Origin of the sequence: Antarcticimicrobium sediminis (assembly GCF_004348975.1) — a bacterium.
In the GTDB taxonomy this organism is placed as follows: Bacteria; Pseudomonadota; Alphaproteobacteria; order Rhodobacterales; family Rhodobacteraceae; genus Antarcticimicrobium; species Antarcticimicrobium sediminis.
In genome coordinates, this window is sequence record NZ_SMFP01000002.1 from 274,959 (window position 1) to 299,104 (window position 24,146).

28 protein-coding genes are annotated in these 24,146 nt (G+C 63.5%); 15 read left to right on the forward strand and 13 right to left on the reverse strand.

The annotated features are described in order from the left end of the window. Positions 1-11: 11 nt before the first annotated feature. From E1B25_RS04600 to E1B25_RS04615, 4 genes are read left to right on the forward strand one after another with little or no spacing between them, the layout of a single operon-like run. On the forward strand, positions 12-1,088 hold the full coding sequence (locus tag E1B25_RS04600; RefSeq protein ID WP_245510612.1) for an ABC transporter ATP-binding protein: 1,077 nt from the start codon (positions 12-14) through the stop codon (positions 1,086-1,088). After that, a complete protein-coding gene (locus E1B25_RS04605; protein WP_132827496.1) occupies positions 1,085-1,948 on the forward strand; it encodes an ABC transporter permease in 864 nt (287 codons plus the stop codon). The genes E1B25_RS04600 and E1B25_RS04605 overlap by 4 nt, the downstream gene beginning before the upstream one ends. Further along, entirely contained in the window at positions 1,945-2,739 is a 795-nt protein-coding gene (locus tag E1B25_RS04610; RefSeq protein ID WP_132827497.1) for an ABC transporter permease, read from the forward strand. Before E1B25_RS04605 ends, E1B25_RS04610 begins: the two co-directional genes overlap by 4 nt. Before the next feature lie 22 nt (positions 2,740-2,761). Beyond that, complete coding sequence (locus E1B25_RS04615; RefSeq protein WP_132827498.1) at positions 2,762-4,249, forward strand: aldehyde dehydrogenase family protein; 1,488 nt, start codon at positions 2,762-2,764, stop codon at positions 4,247-4,249. Between the two features lie 183 nt (positions 4,250-4,432). On the opposite strand, the gene E1B25_RS04620 is transcribed toward E1B25_RS04615, so the two are convergent. Next, positions 4,433-5,110, reverse strand: coding sequence for a helix-turn-helix transcriptional regulator (locus E1B25_RS04620; protein WP_132827499.1), 678 nt, complete (start codon positions 5,108-5,110; stop codon positions 4,433-4,435). A 221-nt stretch (positions 5,111-5,331) separates the two neighbouring features. Between E1B25_RS04620 and E1B25_RS04625 the strand changes: the two genes are divergently transcribed. The 4 genes from E1B25_RS04625 to E1B25_RS04640 all read left to right on the forward strand — a co-directional run bounded on the left by E1B25_RS04625 (position 5,332) and on the right by E1B25_RS04640 (position 7,934). Beyond that, complete coding sequence (locus tag E1B25_RS04625) at positions 5,332-5,556, forward strand: twin-arginine translocase TatA/TatE family subunit (protein ID WP_132827500.1); 225 nt, start codon at positions 5,332-5,334, stop codon at positions 5,554-5,556. A 6-nt stretch (positions 5,557-5,562) separates the two neighbouring features. Then, positions 5,563-6,048, forward strand: coding sequence for a Sec-independent protein translocase protein TatB (gene tatB / locus E1B25_RS04630; RefSeq protein WP_132827501.1), 486 nt, complete (start codon positions 5,563-5,565; stop codon positions 6,046-6,048). Then, positions 6,045-6,932: a twin-arginine translocase subunit TatC gene (tatC, locus tag E1B25_RS04635; protein WP_132827502.1), complete on the forward strand. Its 888-nt coding sequence runs from the start codon at positions 6,045-6,047 to the stop codon at positions 6,930-6,932. Before tatB ends, tatC begins: the two co-directional genes overlap by 4 nt. A 162-nt stretch (positions 6,933-7,094) precedes the next feature. Continuing rightward, positions 7,095-7,934 (forward strand): ATP-binding protein, encoded by an 840-nt coding sequence (locus tag E1B25_RS04640; RefSeq protein WP_132827503.1) that lies wholly within the window; start codon positions 7,095-7,097, stop codon positions 7,932-7,934. A gap of 144 nt (positions 7,935-8,078) precedes the next feature. On the opposite strand, the gene E1B25_RS04645 is transcribed toward E1B25_RS04640, so the two are convergent. The 4 genes from E1B25_RS04645 to E1B25_RS04660 all read right to left on the reverse strand — a co-directional run bounded on the left by E1B25_RS04645 (position 8,079) and on the right by E1B25_RS04660 (position 11,581). Continuing rightward, complete coding sequence (locus E1B25_RS04645; protein WP_132827504.1) at positions 8,079-9,269, reverse strand: peptidoglycan DD-metalloendopeptidase family protein; 1,191 nt, start codon at positions 9,267-9,269, stop codon at positions 8,079-8,081. A 75-nt stretch (positions 9,270-9,344) separates the two neighbouring features. Next, the gene (locus E1B25_RS04650) at positions 9,345-9,992 is read right to left on the reverse strand and encodes a protein-L-isoaspartate(D-aspartate) O-methyltransferase (protein ID WP_132827505.1); all 648 of its coding nucleotides are present in this window, start codon (positions 9,990-9,992) and stop codon (positions 9,345-9,347) included. After that, positions 9,989-10,771, reverse strand: a complete 783-nt coding sequence (gene surE / locus E1B25_RS04655) for a 5'/3'-nucleotidase SurE (protein WP_132827506.1) — start codon at positions 10,769-10,771, stop codon at positions 9,989-9,991. Before surE ends, E1B25_RS04650 begins: the two co-directional genes overlap by 4 nt. Positions 10,772-10,933: 162 nt before the next feature. Continuing rightward, positions 10,934-11,581: an SDR family NAD(P)-dependent oxidoreductase gene (locus E1B25_RS04660; RefSeq protein ID WP_132827507.1), complete on the reverse strand. Its 648-nt coding sequence runs from the start codon at positions 11,579-11,581 to the stop codon at positions 10,934-10,936. A gap of 170 nt (positions 11,582-11,751) precedes the next feature. On the opposite strand from E1B25_RS04660, the gene ccmA reads away from it, so the two are divergent. The 5 genes from ccmA to E1B25_RS04685 are packed head-to-tail and all read left to right on the forward strand — an operon-like array spanning position 11,752 to position 14,516. Next, positions 11,752-12,375 carry a heme ABC exporter ATP-binding protein CcmA gene (gene ccmA / locus E1B25_RS04665; RefSeq protein ID WP_132827508.1) on the forward strand — a complete coding sequence of 208 codons (624 nt, stop codon included), beginning with the start codon at positions 11,752-11,754 and terminating at the stop codon, positions 12,373-12,375. Beyond that, positions 12,372-13,028, forward strand: a complete 657-nt coding sequence (gene ccmB, locus E1B25_RS04670; RefSeq protein ID WP_132827509.1) for a heme exporter protein CcmB — start codon at positions 12,372-12,374, stop codon at positions 13,026-13,028. The genes ccmA and ccmB overlap by 4 nt, the downstream gene beginning before the upstream one ends. Positions 13,029-13,073: 45 nt before the next feature. Continuing rightward, positions 13,074-13,826, forward strand: a complete 753-nt coding sequence (locus E1B25_RS04675; protein WP_132827510.1) for a heme ABC transporter permease — start codon at positions 13,074-13,076, stop codon at positions 13,824-13,826. Further along, positions 13,823-13,981: a heme exporter protein CcmD gene (gene ccmD / locus E1B25_RS04680; RefSeq protein WP_206338502.1), complete on the forward strand. Its 159-nt coding sequence runs from the start codon at positions 13,823-13,825 to the stop codon at positions 13,979-13,981. Before E1B25_RS04675 ends, ccmD begins: the two co-directional genes overlap by 4 nt. After that, entirely contained in the window at positions 13,974-14,516 is a 543-nt protein-coding gene (locus E1B25_RS04685; RefSeq protein WP_132827511.1) for a DsbE family thiol:disulfide interchange protein, read from the forward strand. The genes ccmD and E1B25_RS04685 overlap by 8 nt, the downstream gene beginning before the upstream one ends. A gap of 173 nt (positions 14,517-14,689) precedes the next feature. Here E1B25_RS04685 and E1B25_RS04690 read toward each other — a convergent pair whose 3' ends face one another. Then, positions 14,690-14,989, reverse strand: a complete 300-nt coding sequence (locus E1B25_RS04690; RefSeq protein ID WP_245510613.1) for a TM2 domain-containing protein — start codon at positions 14,987-14,989, stop codon at positions 14,690-14,692. Between the two features lie 204 nt (positions 14,990-15,193). Then, entirely contained in the window at positions 15,194-17,878 is a 2,685-nt protein-coding gene (gene acnA, locus E1B25_RS04695; protein ID WP_132827513.1) for an aconitate hydratase AcnA, read from the reverse strand. Positions 17,879-18,110: 232 nt separating this feature from the next. Here acnA and E1B25_RS04700 point away from each other — a divergent pair, with 232 nt between their 5' ends. Then, complete coding sequence (locus tag E1B25_RS04700) at positions 18,111-18,881, forward strand: DUF1223 domain-containing protein (RefSeq protein WP_132827514.1); 771 nt, start codon at positions 18,111-18,113, stop codon at positions 18,879-18,881. 34 nt (positions 18,882-18,915) lie between these two features. On the opposite strand, the gene E1B25_RS04705 is transcribed toward E1B25_RS04700, so the two are convergent. The 5 genes from E1B25_RS04705 to purB form a co-directional block, all read right to left on the reverse strand. Beyond that, positions 18,916-19,827 (reverse strand): lysophospholipid acyltransferase family protein, encoded by a 912-nt coding sequence (locus tag E1B25_RS04705; protein WP_132827515.1) that lies wholly within the window; start codon positions 19,825-19,827, stop codon positions 18,916-18,918. A 22-nt stretch (positions 19,828-19,849) separates the two neighbouring features. Further along, entirely contained in the window at positions 19,850-20,824 is a 975-nt protein-coding gene (locus E1B25_RS04710; RefSeq protein ID WP_132827516.1) for a DMT family transporter, read from the reverse strand. Between the two features lie 31 nt (positions 20,825-20,855). Continuing rightward, positions 20,856-21,416, reverse strand: coding sequence for a tetratricopeptide repeat protein (locus tag E1B25_RS04715; protein ID WP_132827517.1), 561 nt, complete (start codon positions 21,414-21,416; stop codon positions 20,856-20,858). Positions 21,417-21,555: 139 nt separating this feature from the next. Continuing rightward, positions 21,556-21,714 (reverse strand): carbohydrate-binding module family 14 protein, encoded by a 159-nt coding sequence (locus tag E1B25_RS04720; protein ID WP_245510614.1) that lies wholly within the window; start codon positions 21,712-21,714, stop codon positions 21,556-21,558. A 120-nt stretch (positions 21,715-21,834) separates the two neighbouring features. Further along, positions 21,835-23,139, reverse strand: coding sequence for an adenylosuccinate lyase (gene purB / locus E1B25_RS04725; RefSeq protein ID WP_132827518.1), 1,305 nt, complete (start codon positions 23,137-23,139; stop codon positions 21,835-21,837). Between the two features lie 144 nt (positions 23,140-23,283). Between purB and E1B25_RS04730 the strand changes: the two genes are divergently transcribed. Next, complete coding sequence (locus E1B25_RS04730) at positions 23,284-23,706, forward strand: DUF6314 family protein (RefSeq protein ID WP_132827519.1); 423 nt, start codon at positions 23,284-23,286, stop codon at positions 23,704-23,706. Positions 23,707-23,779: 73 nt separating this feature from the next. Here E1B25_RS04730 and E1B25_RS04735 read toward each other — a convergent pair whose 3' ends face one another. Continuing rightward, complete coding sequence (locus tag E1B25_RS04735; RefSeq protein WP_132827520.1) at positions 23,780-24,037, reverse strand: DUF6455 family protein; 258 nt, start codon at positions 24,035-24,037, stop codon at positions 23,780-23,782. Positions 24,038-24,146: the final 109 nt, after the last annotated feature.

Below are 24,146 nucleotides of genomic sequence, written 5' to 3' on the forward strand. Positions count from 1 at the left end.
AGCACACCCCCGTGAGCAAGATTATCGAGATTGAGAACCTGACGAAGACCTTCGGCAAGGTGGTCGGGGTGGACGACATATCGCTGAGCGTGGAGCAGGGCGAATTCGTGACGCTGCTGGGCCCCTCGGGCTGTGGCAAGTCCACGCTGCTGCGGATGATCGGCGGCTTTGAAGAGCCGACAAGCGGGCGCATCCTGCTTGACGGGCAGGACGTGACCCATGTGCCACCCAGCAAGCGGGCAGTGAATATGGTGTTTCAAGATTACGCGCTGTTCCCGCATCTGTCGGTGGGCAAGAACGTCGGATACGGCCTGCGCGTGGCCGGGATGCCCCGCCGCGAGGTGCGTGAAAAAGCGCTGGAAGCCTTGGCGCTGGTCGGGCTGGAAGACCGGTTCGATGCCGCGCCGCATATGTTGTCCGGCGGGCAGCGGCAAAGGGTTGCCTTGGCCCGCGCTATCGTCCGGCGGCCCAAGGTGCTGCTGCTGGATGAACCGCTGTCGGCGCTGGATGCCAATCTGCGCGAACAGATGCAGGTCGAGCTGAAGGCGTTGCACACCAAGATGGGGCTGACGTTTATTCTGGTAACGCATGACCAGACCGAGGCGCTGACCATGTCGGATCGTATCGTCGTGATGCGCGGCGGCAAGATCGTGCAGATGGGCAGCCCGGTTGATTTGTACGAACGTCCCGCCACCAGCTATGTCGCCGGGTTCATCGGCTCTACCAACCAGTTTCGCTCTGTCGTCGCGACCGGGCCCACTGGGCCGCAGGTGCAGTGTTTCGGCCAGCCGATCAGCGCTCCGGCAGGGGTCGCGCCGGGGCAAGAGGCGCTGTTCGGCTTTCGCCCGGAAAAGGCGCTGGTGCAGTTCGGTGAGGAGGGCGGCGGGCCAGATACGCTGCGCGGATCGGTCGCCGATATCCTGTATCACGGCCAAAGCGTGCGGCTGATGATCGACCTTGGCGCGGGCGAGGTCTTGGTGGATCTTCCGATGTCGGGCTCTGACGGGATGCCGCAGGTCGGGGATGCGGTCAGCCTCCGGGTTGGCGCGGACAAGATCATGGTGCTGGCCGACGAGGTGGCGGCATGAACGGCGCGCTGCGCCTGAAACGCGCGCTGGTGCTGTCGCCGCCGCTGCTGTGGACGTTCCTGTTCATGTTCGTGCCCTATGCGATCTTGCTGGTCTATAGCTTCTGGCAGCAGAAATATCCGACCTTCGTGCCCGCCTTCCAATTCGGCAACTACGTGCAGATATTTACCGATCCGCAGTATTTCCGGGTCATTCTGCGCACACTCAAGATCGCGTTCTTCGTCTCGCTTGGCGCGGCGCTGGTCGCCTATCCCTACGCCTATTTTCTGGTGTTCCGGGTGCGCAAGCCGGGGCTGCGGTTGATGCTGTACATGGCGGTGGTTGCGCCGCTTTGGGTATCCTACCTGTTGCGGGCCTACACGTGGAAGACCATCCTCGGCACCACCGGCATCCTGAATTCGTTCCTGATGTCGACCGGGATTCTGTCCGAGCCGTCGTCTGTGTTTCTGTACAATCAGACGGCGATGATCGTGACGCTGATCTATGTCTTCATCCCGTTCATGGTGATGCCGATCTATGCGGTGCTGGAAAAGATCCCGCACAGCCTGAAAGAGGCCTCGGCGGATCTGGGGGTTGGCCGGGTGCGGACCTTCCTGAGTGTGACCCTGCCACTGTCGATCCCCGGTATCGTCGCCGGCTTTACCATGACCTTTTGCCTGACCTTCGGGGATTTCATCGCGCCGTTTCTTGTGGGCGGACCGGACGGGCAAATGATCGCCAACGTGATCGCGTCGCAGTTCGGGGCCTCGCTCAACTGGCCGCTTGGAGCTGCGCTGGCGCTGGTGATGCTGATGATCGTGCTGAGCATTATAACGGTGTCGGACAAATTCGAACGCCTCGGACAGGGGAGATTCGCATGAGCCGCAGCTTGTCAGAACGGCTCGCTTGGGTTGTCGGGATCACCCTGATCCTCGCGTTCCTTTATCTGCCCATCGCGGTGCTGGTCGCCTACAGCTTCAACGCGTCCCGCTCGCTCACCTGGCCGATGACCGGCTTTACACTGGAATGGTATCAGAAGCTGGCGGCCAATGAGGCGCTGATCGACGCGTTCTATAACAGCCTGTATGTCGCCATCAGCGCCACCACCTTGACCTTGATCATCGGCGTGCCCGCGGCGCTGGCGCTGGATCGCATCGACTTTCCCGGCAAGGGGCTGTTTCGCAAGCTGATCCTGTTGCCGATCGCGCTACCCGGGATCATCACGGGTATTTCCATGCTGATCCTGTTCCGCTCGCTGGGCATCCGGTTGAGCCTTGAGGCGGTGATTGTCGGCCATGCCACGGCCTTGCTGGCGGTGGTGGTGACTCAGGTCTATGCAAGGTTGCAACGGCTGCCCAACAGCTTGCAAGAGGCCTCGGAGGATCTGGGCGCCTCGGGGTTGCAGACGTTTTTCCTGATTACTCTGCCGAACATCAAGACAGCCGTCATCGGCTCGGGGATGCTGGCGTTTACCCTGTCGTTTGACGAGATCCCGGTGACGTTTTTCCTGACCGGGCGCGACAACACCCTGCCGATGTTCATCTGGTCCACGATGCGACGGGGCCTCACGCCCGAGATCAACGCCATCGGCAGCCTCATCGTGCTGATGTCGATCGTGCTGATCTTCGTTTCGGTTCGCCTGCAGAGAAATACAAAAACCCAACAGAAATAATACAATATCAAGGGAGACTGACATGAACGCTTATCCGAAGATCAAGGTCGATGTCACAAGGGGTGCATTGATCGGGGGCGAATGGGTGGACGGCTCTGCCGGCCAGTTCGAGGTAAGAACACCGCATGACGGATCGCTCCTGCACAAGGTCGGCAGGTGCGATGCAAGCGACGCCGAACGCGCCGTCGCCAGTGCCCGCGCGGCGCAGCCGGGCTGGGCGGCGCTCTCGGTCATTGAGCGCGCGCAAATCATGCGCCGCATCCACCAACTGTTTCTGGAACGGGCCGAACCCATCGCCCAGATGTTGAGCGCCGAGATCGGCAAACCGATCACCGATGCCCGCGAAGAGGTCTACGAATATTCTGTCCCCTCCTGGTCCAAATCCGCCGAAGAGATCCTGCGCCATCGCGGGCTGTCGTTTCCCTCGACGCAGGAGCGGACCACCAACAAGCGGCTGGTGATGAACCATCGTCCGCTGGGCGTGGTGGCGGCGATTACGCCGTATAACTTCCCGACCGACATTTCCTCGATCGCGCTGGCGCATATCGTAGCGGCGGGAAACACGGTGATCTGGAAACCCTCGGAATATGCCGCCGTCTGCTGTGCCATGCTGGCGGATGTGTTCAAGGACGCAGGCGTGCCCGACGGGGTGATCAACATCGTGCAGGGCCACGGCGACGTCGGCAATGCGCTGGTTGAAAGCAAGGGAGTCGATGGCGTGTTCTTTACCGGCTCGACCAACACCGGCCGGGGCATCGCCGAGAAATGCGCGCTGCGTCCGCATTTGCTGGAACTGGGCGGCGACGGGCCGTTCATCATTCTGCCCGATGCCAATATCGACGCGGCGGTGGATGGGGCCATGAACGGCTGTTTCTACTATGCCGGGCAGGTCTGCACCTCGGCCGAACGGCTTTTGGTGCATGAAGATGTCCATGACGAATTCGTTGAAAAGCTCCGCGCCAAGGCGGCTAAGATGAAGATCGGCAACCCGGCGGAGGAGGACACCGAGATGGGGCCGCTGTGCAACGCCGCGACCCTTGCGCGGGTCAAGGCGCATGTTGCGGATGCGGTCGCCAAGGGCGCCAAGATCGAGCAGTTCGGCAAGGAAGAGGGGCTGTATTTCCCCGCCACCATCCTGACTGGCGTGACCACGGATATGTTGATCGCGCAGGAGGAAACCTTTGGTCCCGTCGCGCCGGTCATCAAGATTTCCTCGCCGCAGGAGGCGATCGAGATCGCGCATCAGTCCGGTCTTGGCCTGATCGCGTCGCTTTGGACCCAGGATCTGGCCACCGCCTGGCGCGTTGGCGAGGCGCTGCCGCACGGCACGGTGAATATCAACGAGACCTCAAATTATTGGGACCAGTTGGCACCCTTTGGCGGCACCGGCCAGTCCGGTGTGGGGCGCGAGCTGTCGCAGTGGTTCCTCGAGACCTTTACCGAACGCAAACTGCTGGTGTTCAACCTCAGCGGCGACAAGTATGACCGGCGCGCCGAAGGCGGCTGGTAAGCTTTTGCTGTGGCAGGGGCTTTGCGGCCCCTGCCAAGTCTCCCTTACAAGAACGGCGGCGACGGTAGGCCGCCCTCCTGTGCGCTAAACGATGATCTTTAGAAGAAGGTCACGTGATTTCAATGCTGTAAGAGTGTCTTTTCGATCCGGCAGGACACTGAGGCGGCAAAGGCTGGGCGCAGCTCAACCCGGAGTGTGCGCGCGGTCCTCTGCCAGCGTCTTGCCCGGCTCGTCCACGAAAAGCTCGGGCAGCGGTACGGCTTCTTCGATCAGGTCGAGGCGAAATTCGCGGAAATCTTCGCGCAGCTCGCACCAGGCGGTGAGGGTCCAGATCCGGCCCCAGTTTTCCAATCGCAACGGGCGGATGGTGCGGTGGCTGAGCCCGCCGTCGGGGGCGCGATAGGTCAGCCGCAGTTTCTGACGCCCCCGGATGGCGCCGCGCAGGGCCGCCATATGCGACAACCCGCGCGCCGCATCTGCAAAGGGGGTAAGCGCGGTCTTCCACGCCTCGGCCTCGGCGATGGTCTCTTCCGGCAGCAGAGCATCGATCTTGTCGGCGAGGGACTGGGCGGCGGACTTCAGATCCGGGTCGGCGGCCTCGGCGACGATGGCGATGCCCAGATGCAGCGCTTCCAACTCGCCCTGTGTGAGGGGGAGCGGCGGCAGCGTGATGTGCGTGGCCAGCCGATAGCCGGTGCCACGGGTGCCCTCAACCGGCACGCCCGCAGCGGCAAGGCGGTCCATATCGCGATAGATCGTGCGCTGTGACACGCCCAGCCGAGCTGAAAGATCCTGTGCCCGGTGCAATGCCCCGTCGCGCAGAATCCGCAAAAGATCGAGCAGGCGGTCGGTGCGGGTCATGCCATCTTCCTGCGCTGGGACGAGAGGGAGGTCAAGATAAACTGACAAAAACATGTCAGTTGTATTGGGAAGGGGGCTGAACTCCCTGAAATCTGGCCGCGCTGCGGGTATTCTTGGGCGGGACGCGCTTTTCGTCGGGCCGCTGGCTCGGCTATGACGGTGATGACCCCGCCGCGTGGTCAATCGAGCCGCGCTTGGGACAAGATAAAATGGAGAAGACAATGTTGAATAATATCGGCCTTCCCGGCCTTCTTCTGATTGCGGTCGTGGTTCTGGTGCTGTTCGGTCGCGGCAAGATCAGCTCGCTCATGGGCGAGGTCGGCAAAGGCATTACCTCGTTCAAGAAGGGCGTGAACGAGGGCAGCAAGGAAATCGAAGAGGATGTCAGCGAGATCGCCAAGGACGTGACCCCCGACACCGTCGAGACCGACAAGGACAAGGCGTAACCGCAGATGTTCGATCTTGGCTGGACCGAATTGCTGATCATCGGTGTCGTCGCGTTGATCGTGGTGGGGCCCAAGGATCTGCCGGTGCTGTTTCGCAATGCTGGCCGCTGGGTCGGCAAGGCGCGCGGCATGGCGCGCGAGTTTTCCCGCGCGATGAATGACGCGGCGGATGAGTCGGGCATGAGCGACGTGGCCAAGACCTTCAAGACCGCGACCAACCCGTTGGGCTCGGCGCTTGATGGGGTCAAGGATGCGGCGCGCGACCTCACCTCTGGGTTGGACCCGACGAAATTCGACCCCGACAGCGAAACCGGAAAACTGGCCAAGGAGCGTGCCGCGGACGCCAAAAAGATCCAGGCCGCCACGGCGCGCGCCGCCGCAGACCGCAAGGCGCGCGAGGCCGAAGAGGCGCGGTCCAAGGCCGATGAGGCCGAGGCGGCGCTGAATGATCCCGCACCGGATGCCGCGCAGAATCCTGAAAGCAAAACATGAGTAATACCGACGAGATCGAGGACAGCTCGGCCCCGCTGATCGAGCATCTGGCAGAATTGCGCACGCGGCTGATCCATTCGGTTGCGGCGTTTCTGGTTGGCATGGTGATCTGTTTCACCGTGGCCACGCCGCTCTTCAATTTCCTGACCGAGCCGTTGTGCAAGGTGCTGGCGGATCGGGGGCAGGATTGCGACTTGATCTTCATCAGCCCGCAAGAAGGGTTCTTTGTCGCGATCAAGGTGTCGCTGCTGGGCGGGCTGATGCTGTCATTTCCCTATATCGCGCTGCAGATGTGGCGGTTCGTGGCGCCGGGGCTGTATCGCACCGAAAAGGGCGCGTTCCTGCCGTTCCTGATCGCCTCGCCCTTCATGTTCATCGTGGGGGGCGCATTCGCCTTTTATGTGGTGACGCCGCTGGCCTATGACTTTTTCCTCGGGTTCCAGCAATTTGGCGCAGAGGGCGAGGCGGTGACAGAGGGCGCTGCCCCGTTGAGCGTGGTGTTCCAAGGCTCGGCGCAGGAATATCTGAACCTGACGATCAAGTTCATCGTCGCGTTTGGCCTGTGTTTCCAACTGCCGGTGTTGTTGACCCTGATGGGCAAGGCCGGGTTGGTCAGCGCCGATGGGCTGGGCAACGTGCGCAAATACGCGGTGGTGGCGATCTTGCTTTTGGCCGCGCTGGTGACGCCGCCAGACGTGATCACCCAGATCATTCTCTTCACCGTGGTCTACGGGCTCTATGAAATCTCGATTTTCCTGGTCCGCCGGGTCGAGAAGACGCGCGAGCAAAAGCTGCGCGAAGAGGGCTACTATGACGACGAGGACGAGATCGACGATCCGTTGATGTCCGAATTCGACGAGGACGCCGGACCGGACAACACCTAACAGCTGTGCTTGTGGCATGAGGGGGCGCGTGGGGAGACCCGCGCGCCCCTTTGCTTTGCGGTTGCCCCTTTGCGTGCCCCTCTTGTTGGCGCTCTTGTGGCCCCTCTTGTTGCCGGGGCCGCTTTCTGGTTTGACAGGCGCGAATTGACTGGAGGACCACAGATGGAACAGGCCACACTTGCCCGCATTGCCGAGGCGCTGGAACGGATCGCCCCGGCGCCGATGCCGGCCCCGGATTTCACCGCCGCCGGCGGCTTTGTCTGGCATATGGAGCCTGACCGGCTAGAGCCGGTGCCCCAGATCAACCGGGTGCGGCTCGACCTTCTGGTGGGAATCGAACGGTCGCGCGACACGCTGCTGGACAACACCCGCCGCTTTGCGCGCGGCTTCAGCGCCAACAACGCGCTGCTCTGGGGCTCTCGCGGGATGGGGAAATCGAGCCTGGTCAAGGCGATCCATGCCGAGGTGGCCAAGGATCACCCCGATCTCAAACTGGTCGAGTTGCAGCGCGAGGATCTGCCCAGTGTCGGGCGGCTGCTGAACCATCTGCGCGACGCTCCGCAACGCTTCATCCTGTTCTGCGATGACCTGTCGTTTTCCCATGACGACCAGCACTACAAAAGTCTCAAGGCGGTGCTGGATGGCGGCATCGAGGGGCGCCCGGAAAATGTGCTGTTCTACGCCACTTCGAACCGACGCCACCTGATGCCGCGCGACATGATCGAGAACGAACGCTCCAGCGCGATCTCGCCGTCCGAAGCGGTCGAAGAAAAGGTCTCGCTGTCGGACCGGTTCGGGCTGTGGCTGGGCTTCCACCCCTGTTCCCAAGACGAATATCTGTCGATGATCGAGCGATATTGCGCCGCTTACGGGGTCGCGGCGGATCCCGAGACCCTGCGCGCCGAGGCGATCGAATGGCAGGCCACGCGCGGGTCGCGCTCGGGCCGGGTGGCGTGGCAGTTCTTTACCGATCTGGCGGGGCGACAAGGGGTGCAGGTCTGACCCGCTGGCCCTTGCGCAGGGGCGGCTCTGAGCGCGCCGTCCCTCGCTTCTTCTTGTCTCAAATACTCCCGCCGGAGGCCCGCCCCGAAAGGGGCGTTTCTGTGCAACCCAACGAGGCACTGCCGCAGGCTATTTCCGAGCGGCTTATTTCAGATAGGGAGCCGGATCGACGCTGTCGAAGCCGTCGCGCACCTCGAAATGCAGATAGGCCTCGTCACCGGGGCGAAGCTGGGCCAGACTCTGGCCGCGTTTGACCGTATCGCCCTTCTTGACCGTGATCTTGTCCACATTGGCATAGACAGTCAGCAGATTGGCATCGTGGCGGACCACTACGATCGGCACCTGATCGGCATCCTCGGTGATTGCGGCGATGGTGCCGGACCGGGCGGCGGCGACCGGGGTGCCCGGCGCGCCAGAGATGTCGATCCCCTCGTTGCGGCCTTTGGCATAGGCGCGGATGATCTTGCCGCCCGAAACCGGCATGGCCATCGCCGCGCTGGAGGCGTTCGAGGGCGTTCCGACCGAGACCTTGGGCGGTTCCGGTGCCTTGGCCGGGACTTTTTCGTCCGGCAGCGGCGCGGCGGCACTGGGCGGGGTCGGCGTGGGTGAGCCAGTGCCCGGCGCGGTGACCTCGGTTTGCGGCAGGGCGCGGCTCGGGGCTGGCTGGTCCTTGACCGGGATCAGCAGATACTGCCCTTCGCGGATGGTAAAGTCGGGGCCAAGCCCGTTCCATTCCGCCAGCGACTTGATTGGCACCTGATACAGCCGCGACAGGGTATAGGCGGTCTCGCCGCGCTCGACCTTGTGGCGGATCGGTTCGACCCGATCCGGCTTGGTCTGTGGCCGGGGTGAGGTGCCGGCGGGGGCCAGCGGGGTGCTTTCAACCGCGACAGCAGCCGGTGTGGTATTGGGCGAGGCGTCAATCGCCGATCCTGCCAGCGTCGCGATGTCGATGGACCCGGCTGTGCCTGCAGGCGGTTCCGAGACCCGGCGGGGCAGGGCCAGAACCTCGCCCTTGCGCAACTGGTCACTGGATTGGACACCGTTGTAGCGCGCCAGATCCTCGGGCGGCAGGCCGATGCGGGCGGCGACATCGGCGACGCTATCGCCGCGTTGCGCCACCGCGACCTGATAGCTGGGGTAGGAGATGATGCCGCGCGCATCCGGATCGGGTCGGTTGGCGGTGCTGACGCTGCGGGCGGCCTCGGCGGTGCTGAAACTGCCCAGATTGCCGCGTAGGTCGAAATCCAGCGGCTTGGAACAGCCCGCAAGCAGGGCAAGAGCGGCGGTCGCCGCGATCAGGCGGCCCGGTGTGGCGTTGGCGGGAATTGGCATCTCGTCGTGTTCCTCAATACGCGCCCCTTGTTGGCCGGGGCCTTTTACGGGTTACCTGTAACGCTCAACCGGCGCTCAACTGTCCGGTCCAAGCCCTTCGAGCAGCGGCACGAACCGCACGGGCCGGATCTCGTCATAATCGAACCCGGTCTCGCTGCGCCGGACCCGGATCAGGGTCTGCACCGTGTCGGACTGCCCGACCGGCACAACCATGATACCGCCGATTTTCAATTGCGCCAAGAGCGGGCCGGGGGGGTCCTCGGCGGCGGCGGTCACGATGATCCGATCGAACGGCGCCTGATCGGGCAAACCGTAGGAGCCGTCGATGGTCATGGCGGTGATGTTGACAAGGCCCTGCGCCTCGAAGATCACGCGCGCCTCGCGCACCAGACGGGCATGGCGATCCACGGTATAGACGCGCCGCGCCAGCTTGCTCAGGATCGCGGCCTGATAGCCGGAGCCGGTGCCGACCTCCAACACCTTGTCGCGTGGGCTGACCTGCAGCGCCTGCGTCATGATGCCGACAACCGAGGGTTGGCTGATGGTCTGGCCGCAGGCAATCGGCAGCGGCATGTCTTCATAGGCGCGCTCAGAGAACAGCCCGCGCACAAAGGGGCCGCGATCGATCTCTTCCATCGCGTTCAGCACACGCCGCTCGGTCACGCCGCGGGAGCGGAGCGCAAACAGGAACTGCATCTTGGTTTCGGCTGCGGGTCCGGTCATTCGATGGCCTTCAACGCCTCCAGCGCGTCATGGGCGGTCAGGTCGGCACGCATGGGCGTGACCGAGACATACCCGTCCAGATTGACCGCTGCATCGCTGCCCGGCGCGGTGGGCACATGTTGGTTGCCGCCCTTGATCCACAGGAACCGCCGCCCCGAAGGCGAACTGTGCGGCTCAACCGAGAATTGGGTATCGCGGCGAAATCCCTGCGGCGAGGCGCGCAGGCCGCGCACCGCGTCGCCCGGCACCGGCGGAAAATTTATGTTGTAAAACAGCCGGTAATCCTCGCCCGCGTCGGGCGTGGCCGAAAGGATCTTGCGGATCACATCGGCGCCATGCTGGGCGGCGGCGTCAAACGGGTTGTCCAGCCCCAGATTGGCCGGCCCGTAATATTGCGACAGCGCCATGGCCGGCACGCCCTGAAGCGCCGCTTCCATCGCGCCGCCCAACGTGCCGGAATACAGCGCGTTCTCGGCCGAGTTGTTGCCGCGGTTGACGCCCGACAGCACCAGATCGGGGCGGGCGTCGTGCATCACGTCATGCAGCCCCGCCAGCACGCAGTCAGCCGGGCTGCCTTCGGCGGCAAAGCGGCGCTCTCCCAGTTTGGCAATCATCATCGGACGGGTATAGCTGATGCAATGGCCGACGCCGGATTGCTCAAACGCCGGGGCCACGATCCAGACCTCGCCCTCGGGGCCAGCCAGATCGGCCGCGATCGTCTCCAGCACGGCGAGTCCGGGCGCGTTGATGCCATCGTCATTGGTTAGAAGAATGCGCATGAAAGCCCGCCCTGTTTGGGTCTTGATAGTCGTCGCCGCGCAGAGGGGCAAGCCGGGCGGCCGTCATCGCCGGAAAAATCTCACCGCAGTCTCATCGCTGTCTCACCGCAACATTCCTGCGCCATACCGATGCGGGACCGGCCCCGCAGGGCCGGAGCCGGATCACAGCAGTGCCAGCAGGCGGCGGGCCTCGTCGGCGGGGTGGGTCAGCGCACTGCGATCCTCGCCGGGGAAAAACCGGGCGCGGGTGGCGGTGGGCATCGGGCGCGGCTCCAGCACCTGCACACGGGGGCCGGTGCGCGGGGTTTCCGCCGCCCAACTTTTCGCCAGCGCGATCTGGGCCGCCTTGGTAGCCCCATAGGCGCCAAAGAACTTCTCGCCGGCGCGGGGGTCGTCGAAAAACACCGCCTGTCCGGTCGCGCCCAGCAACGGCGCCACATAGGTGATCAGCAGCGATGTAGCGCTGGCGTTGATGGCGAGGGATTTCTCCCAGTCCTTGGTGTCGATGAACGGCGCCGGGCTCAGCGGTGCGGCATGGATCGCCGGATGCAGCCACAGGTCCAGTTTGCCCCAGCGGTCATGGATGCCACGGCACAGGGTCGCCATTGCCTCGGGAACGGTGATGTCCATCGGGGCCAGCGTGGCGCTGCCGCCCCGGGCCTTGATGCGATCATCCAACTCTTCCAGCGCACCGGTGGTACGGGCCACGGCGATGATATGGTGGGTGTCGCAAAGCGCCTCGGCCAGCGCCGCGCCAAGCCCGCGAGACGCCCCGGTGATCAGCGCGATTTTCGGATCTGTTTGTGTCATGGGCGCGGGTTTGGGGCCTTTCCCGCGTGGCGTCAAGAGGGCCGCGCGCCGCAGCCCGTGTCAGGCGCTGGGGGGCCGGGTTGGGGGGCCAGTACGTCCTCCTCCCCGACAGGCGCCCTGTGGCGGAATGCGCCTTTTTCCGCGCCGCGCAATCGGGTATGCGGGTCGTCATGGATTTGACCGTTTCCGATCTGACCATTGCCCGCGGGGGCGTGCCGGTGCTTGCCGGGCTCAGCTTTGTGCTGGAGCCGGGACATGCGCTGATCCTGCGTGGGCCGAACGGGATCGGCAAGACGACGCTGTTGCGCACCATCGCCGGGTTGCAACCGCCGGTGTCCGGCCAGATCACCGGGGCGCAGGACCGTATTGCCTATGCCGCCCATGCCGATGGCATCAAGCCGACCCTGAGTGTGGTCGAAAACCTGCGGTTCTGGGCGCGGGTGTTCGGGGCGGGCGGCATTCAACCGGCGCTGGAGGCGTTTGATCTGACAACCCTGTCCGAGCGAGCGGCAGGCAGCCTGTCGGCCGGGCAAAAGCGGCGGCTGGGTCTGGCGCGGCTGCTGGTCACCGGACGGCCGATCTGGGTGCTGGACGAGCCGACGGTCTCGCTCGATACCCGCGCCGTCGCAATGTTCGCCGATGCGGTGCGCGCGCATCTGGCCTGGGGCGGCAGCGCCCTGATCGCCACCCATATCGATCTGGGGCTGGAGGCGGGGGTGCTGGATGTGACCCCCTTCAAGGCCAGTCTCGCCCCTGCCGCCGGGGCCAATGCTTTCGACGAGGCCTTTTTGTGATCGCGCTGTTGCTGCGCGATCTGCGGCTGGCTGTCCGCGCCGGCGGCGGCTTTGGCCTTGGGCTGGCGTTTTTCCTGATCGTCACCGTGCTGGTGCCTTTCGCGGTGGGGCCGCAATCGGCGCTTTTGTCCTCCATCGCGCCCGGTGTGCTGTGGCTGGGGGCGTTGCTGGCCTGCCTGCTGTCGCTGGACCGGCTGCTGGCGCTGGATTGGGAGGATGGCTCGCTTGATCTTCTGGCCACGGCACCGCTGCCGCTGGAGGCGGCCGTCACCATCAAGGCACTGGCGCATTGGATCACCACCGGGTTGCCGCTGGTGCTGGTCGCCCCGGTGCTGGGCGTGCTGCTGAACCTGCCGGGGCCGGGGTACCTGTGGCTGGTGGTGTCGCTGGCCGCGGGCACCCCGGCGCTCAGCGTGATCGGCACCTTTGGCGCGGCGCTGACCGTCGGGCTCAAGCGCGGCGGGCTGCTGCTGTCGCTGCTGGTGCTTCCGCTTTATGTTCCGACCCTGATTTTTGGCGCCGAGGTGGCGCGGCGTGGCGCGCTGGGGATGGAGACCCTTACACCGTTGTTGATGTTGGCGGGGATCAGCGCCGGCGCGCTGGCATTGCTGCCCTTTGCCAGCGCCGCGGTGCTGCGCGTCAATCTGCGTTAAGCCGCAACAATTGAGTTCGCCCGGAGGAGGCCTTAGATAACGCCCATGTCGCAGATCGAAAAGAACAGCTCACTCTGGTCCTATGCCAACCCGCGAAAGTTTCTCGCCACCACCGAACGGGTGATGCCGTTCCTGTGGGGCGCGGCGCTGGTCTGTCTCGTGGTCGGTCTGGTCTGGGGGTTTTTCTTCACCCCCGACGATTACCGGCAGGGCTCGACCGTCAAGATCATCTACCTGCATGTGCCCTCGGCGCTGATGGCGATCAACGCCTGGATGATGATGCTGGTCGCCTCGCTGATCTGGCTGGTGCGCCGCCACCACGTCAGCGCATTGGCCGCCCGGGCCGCCGGGCCGGTGGGCGCGGTGATGACGCTGATCGCGCTGGTCACCGGCGCGATCTGGGGCCAGCCGATGTGGGGCACCTGGTGGGCCTGGGATCCGCGGCTGACCTCGTTCCTGATCCTGTTCCTGTTCTATCTGGGCTACATGGCGCTTTGGGCCGCGATTGATGATCCCGACACCGCCGCCGATCTGACGGCGGTGCTGTGTCTGGTCGGATCGGTATTCGCGGTGCTGAGCCGCTATGCGGTGAACTTCTGGAATCAGGGGCTGCATCAGGGCGCCTCGCTCAGCATGGACGCCAAGGAGAACGTGGACGACGTGTTCTACCTGCCGCTGCTGGTCTGCATCGCTGGCTTCGTGCTGTTGTTCATCGCGCTGGTGTTCTACCGCACCGGGACGGAAATTCGCGCGCGCCGAATCCGGGCGCTGTTGGCAAGAGAGAGGGCCGGGGCATGATGCCGGATCTGGGAAAATACACCGATACGGTGCTCACGGCCTATGCCGCGTCGATCCTGCTGTTGGCGCTGCTGGTGGCACTTAGCCTGTGGCGCGGTCGTCGGATGCGTATTGAGATGGAACAGCTAGAGGCAAGGACGCGCCGCAATGGCTAAGATATCCCCCCTGATGATCATTCCGCCGGTGATCTTTGCCGGTTTTGTGGCGCTGGCCGCCGTGGGCATGTTCCGCGAAGACCCCGAGGCGCTGCCCTCGGCGCTGATCGGGCAACAGGCGCCCGCGGTGCAACTGACCGGTTTTCCGGGACGCGAGGGGTTTGACGACGCCGACCTGCGCGATGGCAAGATCAAGCTGGTGAATTTCTGGGCCAGCTGGTGCGCGCCCTGCCGGGTGGAACACCCTAATTTGACGGCGCTGGCCGCAGAGGGGATCGCGATCCTCGGGGTGAACTACAAGGACAAGCCAGAGAACGGTACGAAATTCATTGCGGATCTGGGCGATCCCTATGCCGCCATCGGCAGCGATGCACAGGGGCGCATGGCGCTGAACTGGGGCGTTTACGGGGTGCCCGAAACCTATGTGATCGACGGCGAGGGCACGATCCTGATGCGCTTTGCCGGGCCGGTGACCCAACGGGTGATCGACACCCGCCTGCGCCCTGCGTTGGAGGCGGCGGCGAAGGCGGAGTAAGGGGGCTGTGCCGTAGCTTTCCAACGACCCAAGGGAAAGACGGCCATCAGCACCGTGGCGCGCGACCGAATCCCAACGCCCGCCCATGGGGACGGGCGGGAGCGGAGCAACCTGCGGGTTTAAAGCTTTCGGGAAAGCCGAAGACCTGCCTCTGAAGCATTGGCTGCGGCGTATTATGCCATTGAGATCTGGTTTCTGAGTGATGCGCGTTTCGCGTCCGTATCTTCTTGAATCATACCTGGAATAAGAAACGCGTCTACAATAAGCCAAATCCCCAGAATAATAAGCAAGAACACCCCAACATACAGGACCAGTGTCGCCCACCCCAGTATGGATAGCGCGAGCATTGCGAAAGCACTGCCACTTTTTCCAAGGTAAAAGCGGTGAATGCCAAGCCCGCCGAGAAAAAACCACAGAAGATAAGCGACGCCCGTTGATTTCTTTTCGTTGGAAAGGCGTTGTTCGATCAGCATCTGTTGCTCCGTCGACAAAGCCATTTTCTCTTCCCTTTTACAAATTCGCCCGACAACCTTAGCATGAAGTCGTAATATTTATCTATCTTTAAAGAAGAAGTTCGCGAAGATAGGCCAGCGCGCCGGAACGACAGTCTATGGTCCCCCAAAAAAGAAAAAGCCCCGCACAAGGCGGGGCTTTCCTGTTTTCGGCTCTGGTCGGTCTTACGACTTGGCCAGGTTGCGCAGCACATAGTGCAGCACGCCGCCGTGTTCGACGTATTCGATCTCGATCGCGGTATCGATCCGGCACTTGATCTGGATCGTTTTCGTGCTGCCGTCGCCATAGGTGATGGTGCAGGGCACGTCTTGCAGCGGCTGGATGGTGTCCAGCCCCGAAATCGCCACCGTTTCATCGCCGGTCAGCTTCAGCGTTTTGCGGGTGTCGCCGCCGGTGAATTCGAACGGGATCACGCCCATGCCCACCAGGTTGGAGCGGTGGATACGCTCAAAGCTTTCAGCGATCACGGCCTTGACGCCCAGCAGTGCGGTGCCTTTGGCCGCCCAGTCACGCGAAGAGCCCGCGCCATACTGTTCGCCGCCGAACACCACCAGCGGGGTGCCCGCCGCCTGATAGGCCATCGCGGCGTCAAAGATCGAGGTCTGTTCGCCGTCGGGGCCCTTGGTATAGCCGCCCTCGACGTCGTCCAGAATCTCGTTCTTGATGCGGATGTTGGCAAAGGTGCCGCGCATCATGATCTCGTGGCTGCCGCGGCGCGAGCCATAGGAGTTGAATTCGCGCGGGTCCACCTGACGCTCCAGCAGATACTTGCCGGCGGGCGAGGTGGTGGCAAACGAGCCTGCGGGCGAGATGTGGTCGGTGGTGACCATGTCGCCAAGGATCAACAGCGGTTTGGCGCCCTCGATATTGCTGATGGTGCCGGGTTCGGGGCTCATCCCCTGGAAATAGGGCGGGTTCTGAACATAGGTCGAGGCCGGCGGCCAGTCATAGGTTTCGCTGTCGGTGGTTTCGACCGCTTGCCATTTCTCGTCGCCTTTGAACACGTCCGCGTATTTCGACAGGAACGCCTCGCGGGTCACGGTGCTGTGCACCAGATCCGAGATTTCCTTGTTAGTCGGCCAGATGTCTTTCAGATAGACATCCTTGCCGTCCGGGGTCTGGGCAATCGGGTCGGTGGCCAGGTTGATGTCCATCGTACCGGCCAGCGCATAGGCCACCACCAGCGGCGGCGAGGCCAGGTAGTTGGCGCGCACATCGGGCGAAATCCGCCCTTCAAAGTTGCGGTTGCCCGACAGAACGGCGGTGGCGACCAGATCACCCTCGGCGATGGCGTCGGAGATTTCCGGTTGCAGCGGGCCAGAGTTGCCGATGCAGGTGGTGCAGCCATAGCCGACCAGGTTGAAGCCGACCTTGTCCAGGTCTTCCTGCAGGTTGGCGGCCTCAAGATAGGCCGACACGACCTGAGAGCCCGGCGCCAGCGAGGTTTTGACCCAAGGCTTGCGGTTCAGACCCAATGCGGCGGCTTTGCGCGCCACCAGACCGGCCCCGATCATCACATAGGGGTTCGAGGTGTTGGTGCACGACGTGATCGACGCGATCACGACCTTGCCCGAATCCAGCGTGTAATCCTCGCCTTTGACGGCCACTTCCTTGCCCATCGGGCGTTTGAAGGTGTCGGCCATTTCCTTGGTGAAGGCGGCTTTGGCATCGGTCAGCGCGACATAATCCTGCGGCCGCTTCGGCCCCGAGATGGCTGGTACGATGGTGCCCATGTCAAGGCTCAGCGTGTCGGTATAGACCGGCGCGTAATCGTCCCCACGCCAGAACCCGTTTTCCTTGGCATAGGCTTCTACCAGCGCGACGCGGTCCTTGTCGCGACCGGTATTGCTCAGATAGCGCAGGGTTTCTTCGTCGATCGGGAAGAACCCGCAGGTGGCGCCATATTCCGGGGCCATGTTGGCGATCGTTGCGCGATCGGCCAGCGGCAGATGATCCAGACCGGTGCCGTAGAATTCCACGAACTTGCCGACCACGCCTTTTTCGCGCAGCATCTCGACCACTTTCAGCACCAGATCGGTGCCGGTGGTGCCCTCGACCATTTCGCCGGTCAGTTCAAACCCGATAACCTCGGGGATCAGCATCGAGATCGGCTGGCCCAGCATCGCCGCTTCGGCTTCGATACCGCCTACACCCCAGCCCAGCACCGAGACGCCGTTGACCATGGTGGTGTGGCTGTCGGTGCCCACCAGCGTGTCGGGATAGGCCACTTGCTCGCCATTCTGGTCGGTATCGGTCCAGACGGTCTGGGCCAGATACTCCAGGTTCACCTGGTGGCAGATGCCGGTGCCCGGCGGCACAACGCGGAAGTTGTTAAAGGCGCCTTGGCCCCATTTCAGGAACTGGTAGCGTTCCATGTTGCGCTCGTATTCGCGGTCCACGTTCATCTTGAAGGCGCGCGGGTTGCCGAATTCGTCGATCATGACCGAGTGGTCAATGACCAGATCAACCGGGTTCAGCGGGTTGATCTTTTGCGCATCGCCGCCCAGGGCCTTGATGCCGTCGCGCATCGCGGCCAGATCGACCACGGCGGGAACGCCGGTGAAATCCTGCATCAGCACGCGGGCCGGACGATAGGCGATCTCGCGCGGGTTCTTGCCGCCCTTGCTCGCCCAGTCGGCAAAGGCCTTGATGTCGTCGACCGAGACGGTCTTGCCGTCTTCGAACCGCAACATGTTTTCCAGCACGACCTTCAGCGCCGCAGGCAGTTTCGAGAAATCACCCAGACCGGCTTCGGTCGCGGCGGGGATGGAGTAGTAGGAAACGGACTGGCCATTCACGCTGAGAGTCTTGCGTGTCTTGGCTGTGTCCTGTCCGACGGTGATGGGCATATCTGGCCTCCTCAGAGAGTCGTGGATCACAGGAATTAGCTGGGCGCGTTTTGCATCAGCATGGCGCTGCGTTCAATAGCGATCATGGGTGCTGCGGCGTTTTAGTATACCATTGCACACAGATTATTCATAACAGATGCGCCAACGCTGTCGTCTTTCAAGAAACATTGATTGGCGGTTGAGCGGGGCAGGGGGTAAACCCAAGGGAACGAATAAGGGAAACCCACAGGCGATGAAACGACCAACAGCGATCGGCACCGCAATCGTGATGATGCTCTGGACCGGGTTGGCGACCCCTGCTGTGGCGCAGGACCGTGGCCCGATGGTGGTCGAGATGTTCACGTCGCAGGGCTGTTCCTCTTGTCCGCCGGCGGATGCGCTGCTGCGCGAACTCGCCGAGCGCGAGGATGTGCTGCCGCTGGCGCTGCATGTCGAATATTGGGATTACATCGGTTGGCAGGATTCCTTTGCCGATCCGGCCAACACGAAGCGCCAAAAGGGCTATGCCCGCGCCGCCGGGCGGGACATGATCTATACCCCGCAGATGATCGTGATGGGGCAGGAGGACGTGGTCGGGGCCCGCGCGATGCGCCTTGCCGAGTTGATCATGCACCATATGAAACTGGCGCCACAGGTGGTGCTTGAAGTCCACCGTGACGCGGGCCGCTTGAGCGTCGATCTGCGCCCAGTCTCCGCACCGCTGGAGCGGGGGCTGGATGGGGCGGAGGAGGGGGCCGAAGAGGGGGCCGAAGAGAGACCGCTGCAGGTGCAACTGGTGCGCTATGCGCCGCTGCGCCATGTAAAGATCACCCGGGGCGAGAACGCCGGGCGAAATCTGGACTATGCCAATGTGGTCGAGGGCTGGACGCTGCTTGGGGAATGGGACGGGCAGGGGCCGCTGACGTTCAGCGTCGAACTGCCGGCGCAGGACGGTTTCCGCGATGCCATTGTGGTGCAACGGGCAGGATTTGGCCCGATTCTGGCCGCCGCGAAAGTGCGCTGAACGCTCTTGATCCGGTCTTTGGCGCTTTGGGGACTCAGGATGCGTCAGGGGTCTGGGGGCCGTAGGGTTTCCAGCGGCGATGGATCCAGAACCACTGATCCATGTGCTCGCGCACCAGCGCCTCCAGCCCGGCATTGACCTGCAGGGTCATCTGCACCGGGTCGCCATGGGCGATCTCGTCCTGCATCACGATCTCGAAATCCAGCCCGTTGGGCTGACGCACCGCATAGACCGGGATCAACGCGGCATCGTATTTCAGCGCCAGTTCCGCCGGCACGATCGAGGTGACCGCAGGTTGGCCGAAAAAGTCCAGATTCCGCCCGCCATGGGCATGCAGGTCGCCGACGATGGCGATGATGCCGCGCTGTTTCAGGTGTCGCACCATCTGCGCCATGCCGCGTCGACCCTGTTCGAACATCGGGGTGCCAATGTTCGAGATGGTGCGCACGTAATGTTCATTGAAATAGGGGTTCGCCATCCGGCGATACAGCGCACCCATCTTGTGACCGCGCGCGATCAGATTGGCGCGAGCGGCATCGTAATTTCCGAAATGCCCGGTGATCAGGACCACCGCGCGCCCCTCGGCGCGGGCGGCCTCCAGCGCGGCAAGGCCGGGGCCGTGGATCGGGGCACGGCGCGCGCGCGCCACAAAGGGCGCGCCGGAATACAGCTCCATCAGCGTACGCCCGGCATTGTTCGGCACCGCGCGGCACAATCGGCGCACCTCGGCCTCGGGCAGGTCGGGCATGACCAGTTTCAGGTTGTTGCGGATGCGTCGCGTCAGCCCCGCCATCGGGCCAAGCCGGCTGACCAGCCAGCCCATCGCCGGGATCCGCCAGCGATAGGGGATCGCCTGAAACAGGCCGATCAGCCCGCGCAGCGCCAGATTCGAGGCGAAATAGCCTGCGCGGTCGGCAAAAGACAGGGTGGAGGGATCTGCGGGCATGGGGCGGGCGTCCGGGGGTTCGTTAGGGTCGGAAAGTTTCGCGATGCCAGACATAAAGCCCCGCCAAGGCGATCACAAGCGCGCCGCAGATGGTCCAGAGATCAGGCAGTTCGGCAAAGAACAGCATCCCCCAAAGGGTGGCAAAGATCAGCCCGACATAGGAATAGGGGGCAAGCATCGCCGCCTCGCCATTGGAGAAGGCGCGGATCAGGAACATCTGGCCGATGGTACCAAACCCCGCCACGCACAAAAACAGTATCAGCGCCGGTCCGTCGGGGGTCTGCCATTGGCTCGGCACGATCACGCTAAGCAGGACCGTGCCCACCAGCCCGGTATAAAACAGTGAGGTCCAAGGGTCTTCTTTCGCGCCCAGACGCCGGGTCAGCAGCGCATAGCCGGAATAACAGGCCGCCGCCCCCAACGGCAGCAGCGCGGCAGGGACGAACACATCGCTGCCGGGCCGGATCACGATCAGCGCACCACACATCGCCGCAACGATCCCGGTGATGCGGCGCGGACCCAATGCCTCGCCCAGAAACAGCGCCGCCCCCAGCGTGATCAGCACCGGATTGACTGACATCAACGCCGCCGCGTCGCTGAGCGGGATCAGGCTGAGCCCGGTGAAAAAGAACCCGGTGGCCCCCATCAACAGCACCGAGCGCAGGATTTGCTGTACCGGGTAGCGGGTGCGGGCAACGCTGCGCAGGCGCGGGGCGATCAGGATCAGCACCAGCAACATCTGCCCGGCGTAGCGCACCCAGAGCGCCGGCAATACCCCGACACGCGGCGCCAGCGCCTTGACGCTGGTATCCATCAGCGAAAAGCACAGGATCGCGAGGATCATCATCACGATCGCCCGGTTCCGTTGGGCCAGCACCTCGACCGCGTTCACGCCGGGCGTTCCGCTGTGGGCGGAAAGGTTTGGGCGCAGGCCACCGGGATGGGGAAAAGACCGATCATGCCGGTTGTGATAGGGGGGAACGATGGGGCTGTCCATCCGGACCGCCCCATCGTTCAACAGCAATCGCTCAGTAGTTGTAGGTCAGACCGCTGCGGATCGCGTCGCGCAGCGACGCCTCGGCCCAGCTTCCGGCCCCGCCGCGGGCCTTGATCTCGCGCCATTGGGCGATGGCGGCATCGGTGTCGCCATCGGCGACGAACCCCTGTCCCATATAGGAGCGCGCCAGCAGGTTGTCGGGATTGGCTGCAAGCGCGCGCTCGTAAAAGCTGCGCGCCAGCACCCGGTTTCCCATCTTGCGATGGGTGAACCCCCAATAGGTCAGCACCCGGTCGGCGCCCTGATCGGGCATCGCGCGCAGCACGCCCTGCGCATCGGTGTAGCGGCCGGCATAGGCCAACTCGCGCACCGCGCGATACAGCGTGTCGGCATCCAGCGCGCCCTCCTTGGGATCGACACAGGTTTCGGTCTCGGGGTCCCAGACCTGCACGCCCTCGCATGTCCCGGTGGTCTCGGTCGGCTTGGGCGGGGTGCTGTCGCTGCCACCCATGCCCGCGGCAAAGCCGAGGCCGGGCAGGGTGAGGATCAGGGTGAGGCCGAGAGAGAGGCCGAGAACGGGGGCGCGGCGCATGGGCGAAAACTCCGATGAGGAAATGTACGAAAAGCCGGGAAAATTGTACGCAAAGAGAAATACGGCAAAGAGAAACGCAGCCAAGGCCGACGGGCAGTCGCAACCGGCCGCCCGTGCAGAGACTCCCGGTCGTGCGGGATCAGCTGTTGATCTGTTCGACGCAGATCTGTTGCGCAGAGTCCCAGACCGTGCCCGGCGCGCAGGACTGCGCCTGATGTTCGCGATCAGAGCACGAGGCGTAAGACAGCGCGGGCAGCGCGATCAGGGATGCGGCGATGAAAAAGGTCTTGATCGTCATGTCAAATCTCCCGAATGGGTCAAACATGACTTAAGGTAACCCGGCGCGGACCGTGGTCAAAGAAAAACCGCGCCGCCGGACGGGCCGGGGCGCGGTTTGATCAGTGCAGGCGCGGCGGATTTATTCGCCGAACACCCGTTTGAAAATCGTGTCGACATGTTTGGTGTGATACTCCATGTCGAACTTCTCGTTGATCGCATCGACCCCAAGGGCGGCCACGACATCCTTGTCGGCCAGCAGCTGTTCGCGGAAATCGACCCGGTCTTCCCAGACCTTGAGCGCGTTGCGCTGCACCATCGCATAGGCATCCTCGCGCGACACACCGGCCTGCGTCAGCGCCAGCAGCACGCGCTGGCTCATCACCAGACCCGGATATTTGTTCATGTTGTCCAACATGTTGTCCGGGAAGATCAGCATCTTCTCGACCACACCCGCCAGACGGTTGAGCGCGAAGTCCAGCGTGATCGTCGCATCCGGGGCGATGCCACGTTCGACCGAGCTGTGCGAAATGTCGCGCTCGTGCCAGAGCGCGACGTTCTCCATCGCGGGCACCACGGTCATGCGCACGAGACGGGCGAGACCGGTCAGGTTCTCGGTCAGAACCGGGTTCTTCTTGTGCGGCATCGCCGAGGAGCCCTTTTGCCCCATCGAGAAGAATTCCGCGCCTTCCAGCACTTCGGTGCGCTGCATGTGGCGGATTTCGATGGCGACGTTCTCGATCGACGAGGCGATGACACCAAGGGTGGCAAAGAACATCGCATGGCGGTCGCGCGGGATCACCTGAGTCGAAATCGGCTCCGGGCGCAGGCCAAGTTTTTCGCAAACATGCTCTTCAACCGCCGGGTCGATGTTGGCGAATGTGCCGACCGCGCCGGAAATCGCGCCTGTGGCGACCTCCCACCGGGCTTTTTCCAGCCGGTTCTTGTTGCGGTCCATCTCGGCATAGAAACGGGCAAAGGTCAGCCCCATGGTGGTGGGCTCGGCATGGATCCCGTGCGAGCGACCGACGCGCACGGTGGTCTTGTGCTCCATGGCGCGGGTCTTGAGCGCAGCCAGAACCCGGTCCATATCGGCCAGCAGGATGTCGGTGGCGCGCACCAGCTGCACGTTCAGCGTGGTGTCGAGCACGTCGGACGAGGTCATGCCCTGATGCACGAAACGGGCCTCGTCGCTGCCGACATGTTCGGCCAGATGGGTGAGAAAGGCGATCACGTCATGCTTGGTGACTGCTTCGATCTCGTCGATGCGGGCGACATCGAATTCCGCGTCCTTGGCCTTCCACACGGCCTCGGCGTTTTCCTTCGGGATCACCCCCAGTTCGGCCTGCGCGTCGCAGGCGTGGGCCTCGATCTCGTACCAGATCTTGAACTTGGTCTCGGGCGACCAGATGGCGACCATCTCGGGGCGGGAATAGCGGGGGATCATTGGCAGCAACACCTTTTTATGATTAGGCGGGGATCAGCGCGCGTCATAGACCGCCGCGTCCGCAACGGCAAGGCGGGAGCGCGCCGATTGGACAAACGCCAAGAAGGACCGGCGGGCCGAAGGGCTGCGTGGGGGAGAGAGAAGATGACGATCACGCCGCGCCACTTGCATGATTTTCTCGGCACATGGTCACTGGACCGGCGCATAGAACAGGCGGACGGGCAGACCGGTCATTTCATCGGCCAAGCCCGCTGGACGCCGCAGGGAGAGGGGGCGCTTTATGCCGAGGCCGGGCAGCTGACGCTTGATGGTCATCCACCGATGCAGGCCGAGCGGCGCTATCGCTGGGGGGCGGATATGACGGTCTGGTTCGAGGATGGGCGGTTCTTTCACGCCGTGCCGCCGCAGGGCGGAGACAGCGCGCATTGGTGCGCCCCCGACGAGTACGAGGTGCGCTATGAGTTCGGCGATTGGCCCAAGTTTCGCGTCACTTGGCAAGTGCGCGGCCCGCGCAAATCCTACCGCATGACCGGCCTTTACCAGCCGCTCTCGACAGAGTGTCGATAGTGGCTGAGCGTCGATTATATACGCCACCCGTACCCCCGAGAAAGCACTCGGGCGCGGGCCGGGGTGGTGCCGGTCAGGCGTGGGCGACGTGGTCCAGAAAAACCTTGTTCCGGCAATAATCTGGTGCCGCGTCAAGATGATCGCATTGCTGCTGCAAAGCGGCGCAGCCCTGTTGATGGGGGCAGGCTGAGCAGCGCAAGGCCATCGACCGGACCTGATTCGCCCCTTGCAACGGGTCGTGGGTAATCTCTGCGCCCAGATCGGCACCAAGCCGCGCGGCCATGCCGAGCATCAGATCGGTGCTTTTGGAAACTTGACGAAAAAAGTTCATGTCCTTCTCCCTCCGCAGAATGCGGGTCTGTGTTCAGGATCTCACCTTCGGGTTTGGGTGGCCTTGATTTGGGTCAAGTGGCGGCTGGACGACAGGCGAACCGGGCCAC

Excerpts from the sequence above, each read along its gene's own strand:
- E1B25_RS04660 (WP_132827507.1), bottom strand. The coding sequence starts at position 11,581 with ATGACACAAACAGATCCGAAAATCGCGCTGATCACCGGGGCGTCTCGC.
- E1B25_RS04650 (WP_132827505.1), bottom strand. The coding sequence starts at position 9,992 with ATGACCGGACCCGCAGCCGAAACCAAGATGCAGTTCCTGTTTGCGCTC.
- E1B25_RS04615 (WP_132827498.1), top strand. The coding sequence starts at position 2,762 with ATGAACGCTTATCCGAAGATCAAGGTCGATGTCACAAGGGGTGCATTG.
- E1B25_RS04610 (WP_132827497.1), top strand. The coding sequence starts at position 1,945 with ATGAGCCGCAGCTTGTCAGAACGGCTCGCTTGGGTTGTCGGGATCACC.
- E1B25_RS04700 (WP_132827514.1), top strand. The coding sequence starts at position 18,111 with ATGAAACGACCAACAGCGATCGGCACCGCAATCGTGATGATGCTCTGG.
- E1B25_RS04735 (WP_132827520.1), bottom strand. The coding sequence starts at position 24,037 with ATGAACTTTTTTCGTCAAGTTTCCAAAAGCACCGATCTGATGCTCGGC.
- tatB (WP_132827501.1), top strand. The coding sequence starts at position 5,563 with ATGTTCGATCTTGGCTGGACCGAATTGCTGATCATCGGTGTCGTCGCG.
- E1B25_RS04715 (WP_132827517.1), bottom strand. The coding sequence starts at position 21,416 with ATGCGCCGCGCCCCCGTTCTCGGCCTCTCTCTCGGCCTCACCCTGATC.
- ccmD (WP_206338502.1), top strand. The coding sequence starts at position 13,823 with ATGATGCCGGATCTGGGAAAATACACCGATACGGTGCTCACGGCCTAT.
- E1B25_RS04730 (WP_132827519.1), top strand. The coding sequence starts at position 23,284 with ATGACGATCACGCCGCGCCACTTGCATGATTTTCTCGGCACATGGTCA.
- surE (WP_132827506.1), bottom strand. The coding sequence starts at position 10,771 with ATGCGCATTCTTCTAACCAATGACGATGGCATCAACGCGCCCGGACTC.
- tatC (WP_132827502.1), top strand. The coding sequence starts at position 6,045 with ATGAGTAATACCGACGAGATCGAGGACAGCTCGGCCCCGCTGATCGAG.
- purB (WP_132827518.1), bottom strand. The coding sequence starts at position 23,139 with ATGATCCCCCGCTATTCCCGCCCCGAGATGGTCGCCATCTGGTCGCCC.
- E1B25_RS04645 (WP_132827504.1), bottom strand. The coding sequence starts at position 9,269 with ATGCCAATTCCCGCCAACGCCACACCGGGCCGCCTGATCGCGGCGACC.
- E1B25_RS04690 (WP_245510613.1), bottom strand. The coding sequence starts at position 14,989 with ATGCTGATCGAACAACGCCTTTCCAACGAAAAGAAATCAACGGGCGTC.
- E1B25_RS04605 (WP_132827496.1), top strand. The coding sequence starts at position 1,085 with ATGAACGGCGCGCTGCGCCTGAAACGCGCGCTGGTGCTGTCGCCGCCG.
- acnA (WP_132827513.1), bottom strand. The coding sequence starts at position 17,878 with ATGCCCATCACCGTCGGACAGGACACAGCCAAGACACGCAAGACTCTC.
- E1B25_RS04710 (WP_132827516.1), bottom strand. The coding sequence starts at position 20,824 with ATGGACAGCCCCATCGTTCCCCCCTATCACAACCGGCATGATCGGTCT.
- E1B25_RS04640 (WP_132827503.1), top strand. The coding sequence starts at position 7,095 with ATGGAACAGGCCACACTTGCCCGCATTGCCGAGGCGCTGGAACGGATC.
- E1B25_RS04625 (WP_132827500.1), top strand. The coding sequence starts at position 5,332 with ATGTTGAATAATATCGGCCTTCCCGGCCTTCTTCTGATTGCGGTCGTG.
- E1B25_RS04685 (WP_132827511.1), top strand. The coding sequence starts at position 13,974 with ATGGCTAAGATATCCCCCCTGATGATCATTCCGCCGGTGATCTTTGCC.
- ccmA (WP_132827508.1), top strand. The coding sequence starts at position 11,752 with ATGGATTTGACCGTTTCCGATCTGACCATTGCCCGCGGGGGCGTGCCG.
- E1B25_RS04675 (WP_132827510.1), top strand. The coding sequence starts at position 13,074 with ATGTCGCAGATCGAAAAGAACAGCTCACTCTGGTCCTATGCCAACCCG.
- E1B25_RS04620 (WP_132827499.1), bottom strand. The coding sequence starts at position 5,110 with ATGACCCGCACCGACCGCCTGCTCGATCTTTTGCGGATTCTGCGCGAC.
- E1B25_RS04705 (WP_132827515.1), bottom strand. The coding sequence starts at position 19,827 with ATGCCCGCAGATCCCTCCACCCTGTCTTTTGCCGACCGCGCAGGCTAT.
- E1B25_RS04720 (WP_245510614.1), bottom strand. The coding sequence starts at position 21,714 with ATGACGATCAAGACCTTTTTCATCGCCGCATCCCTGATCGCGCTGCCC.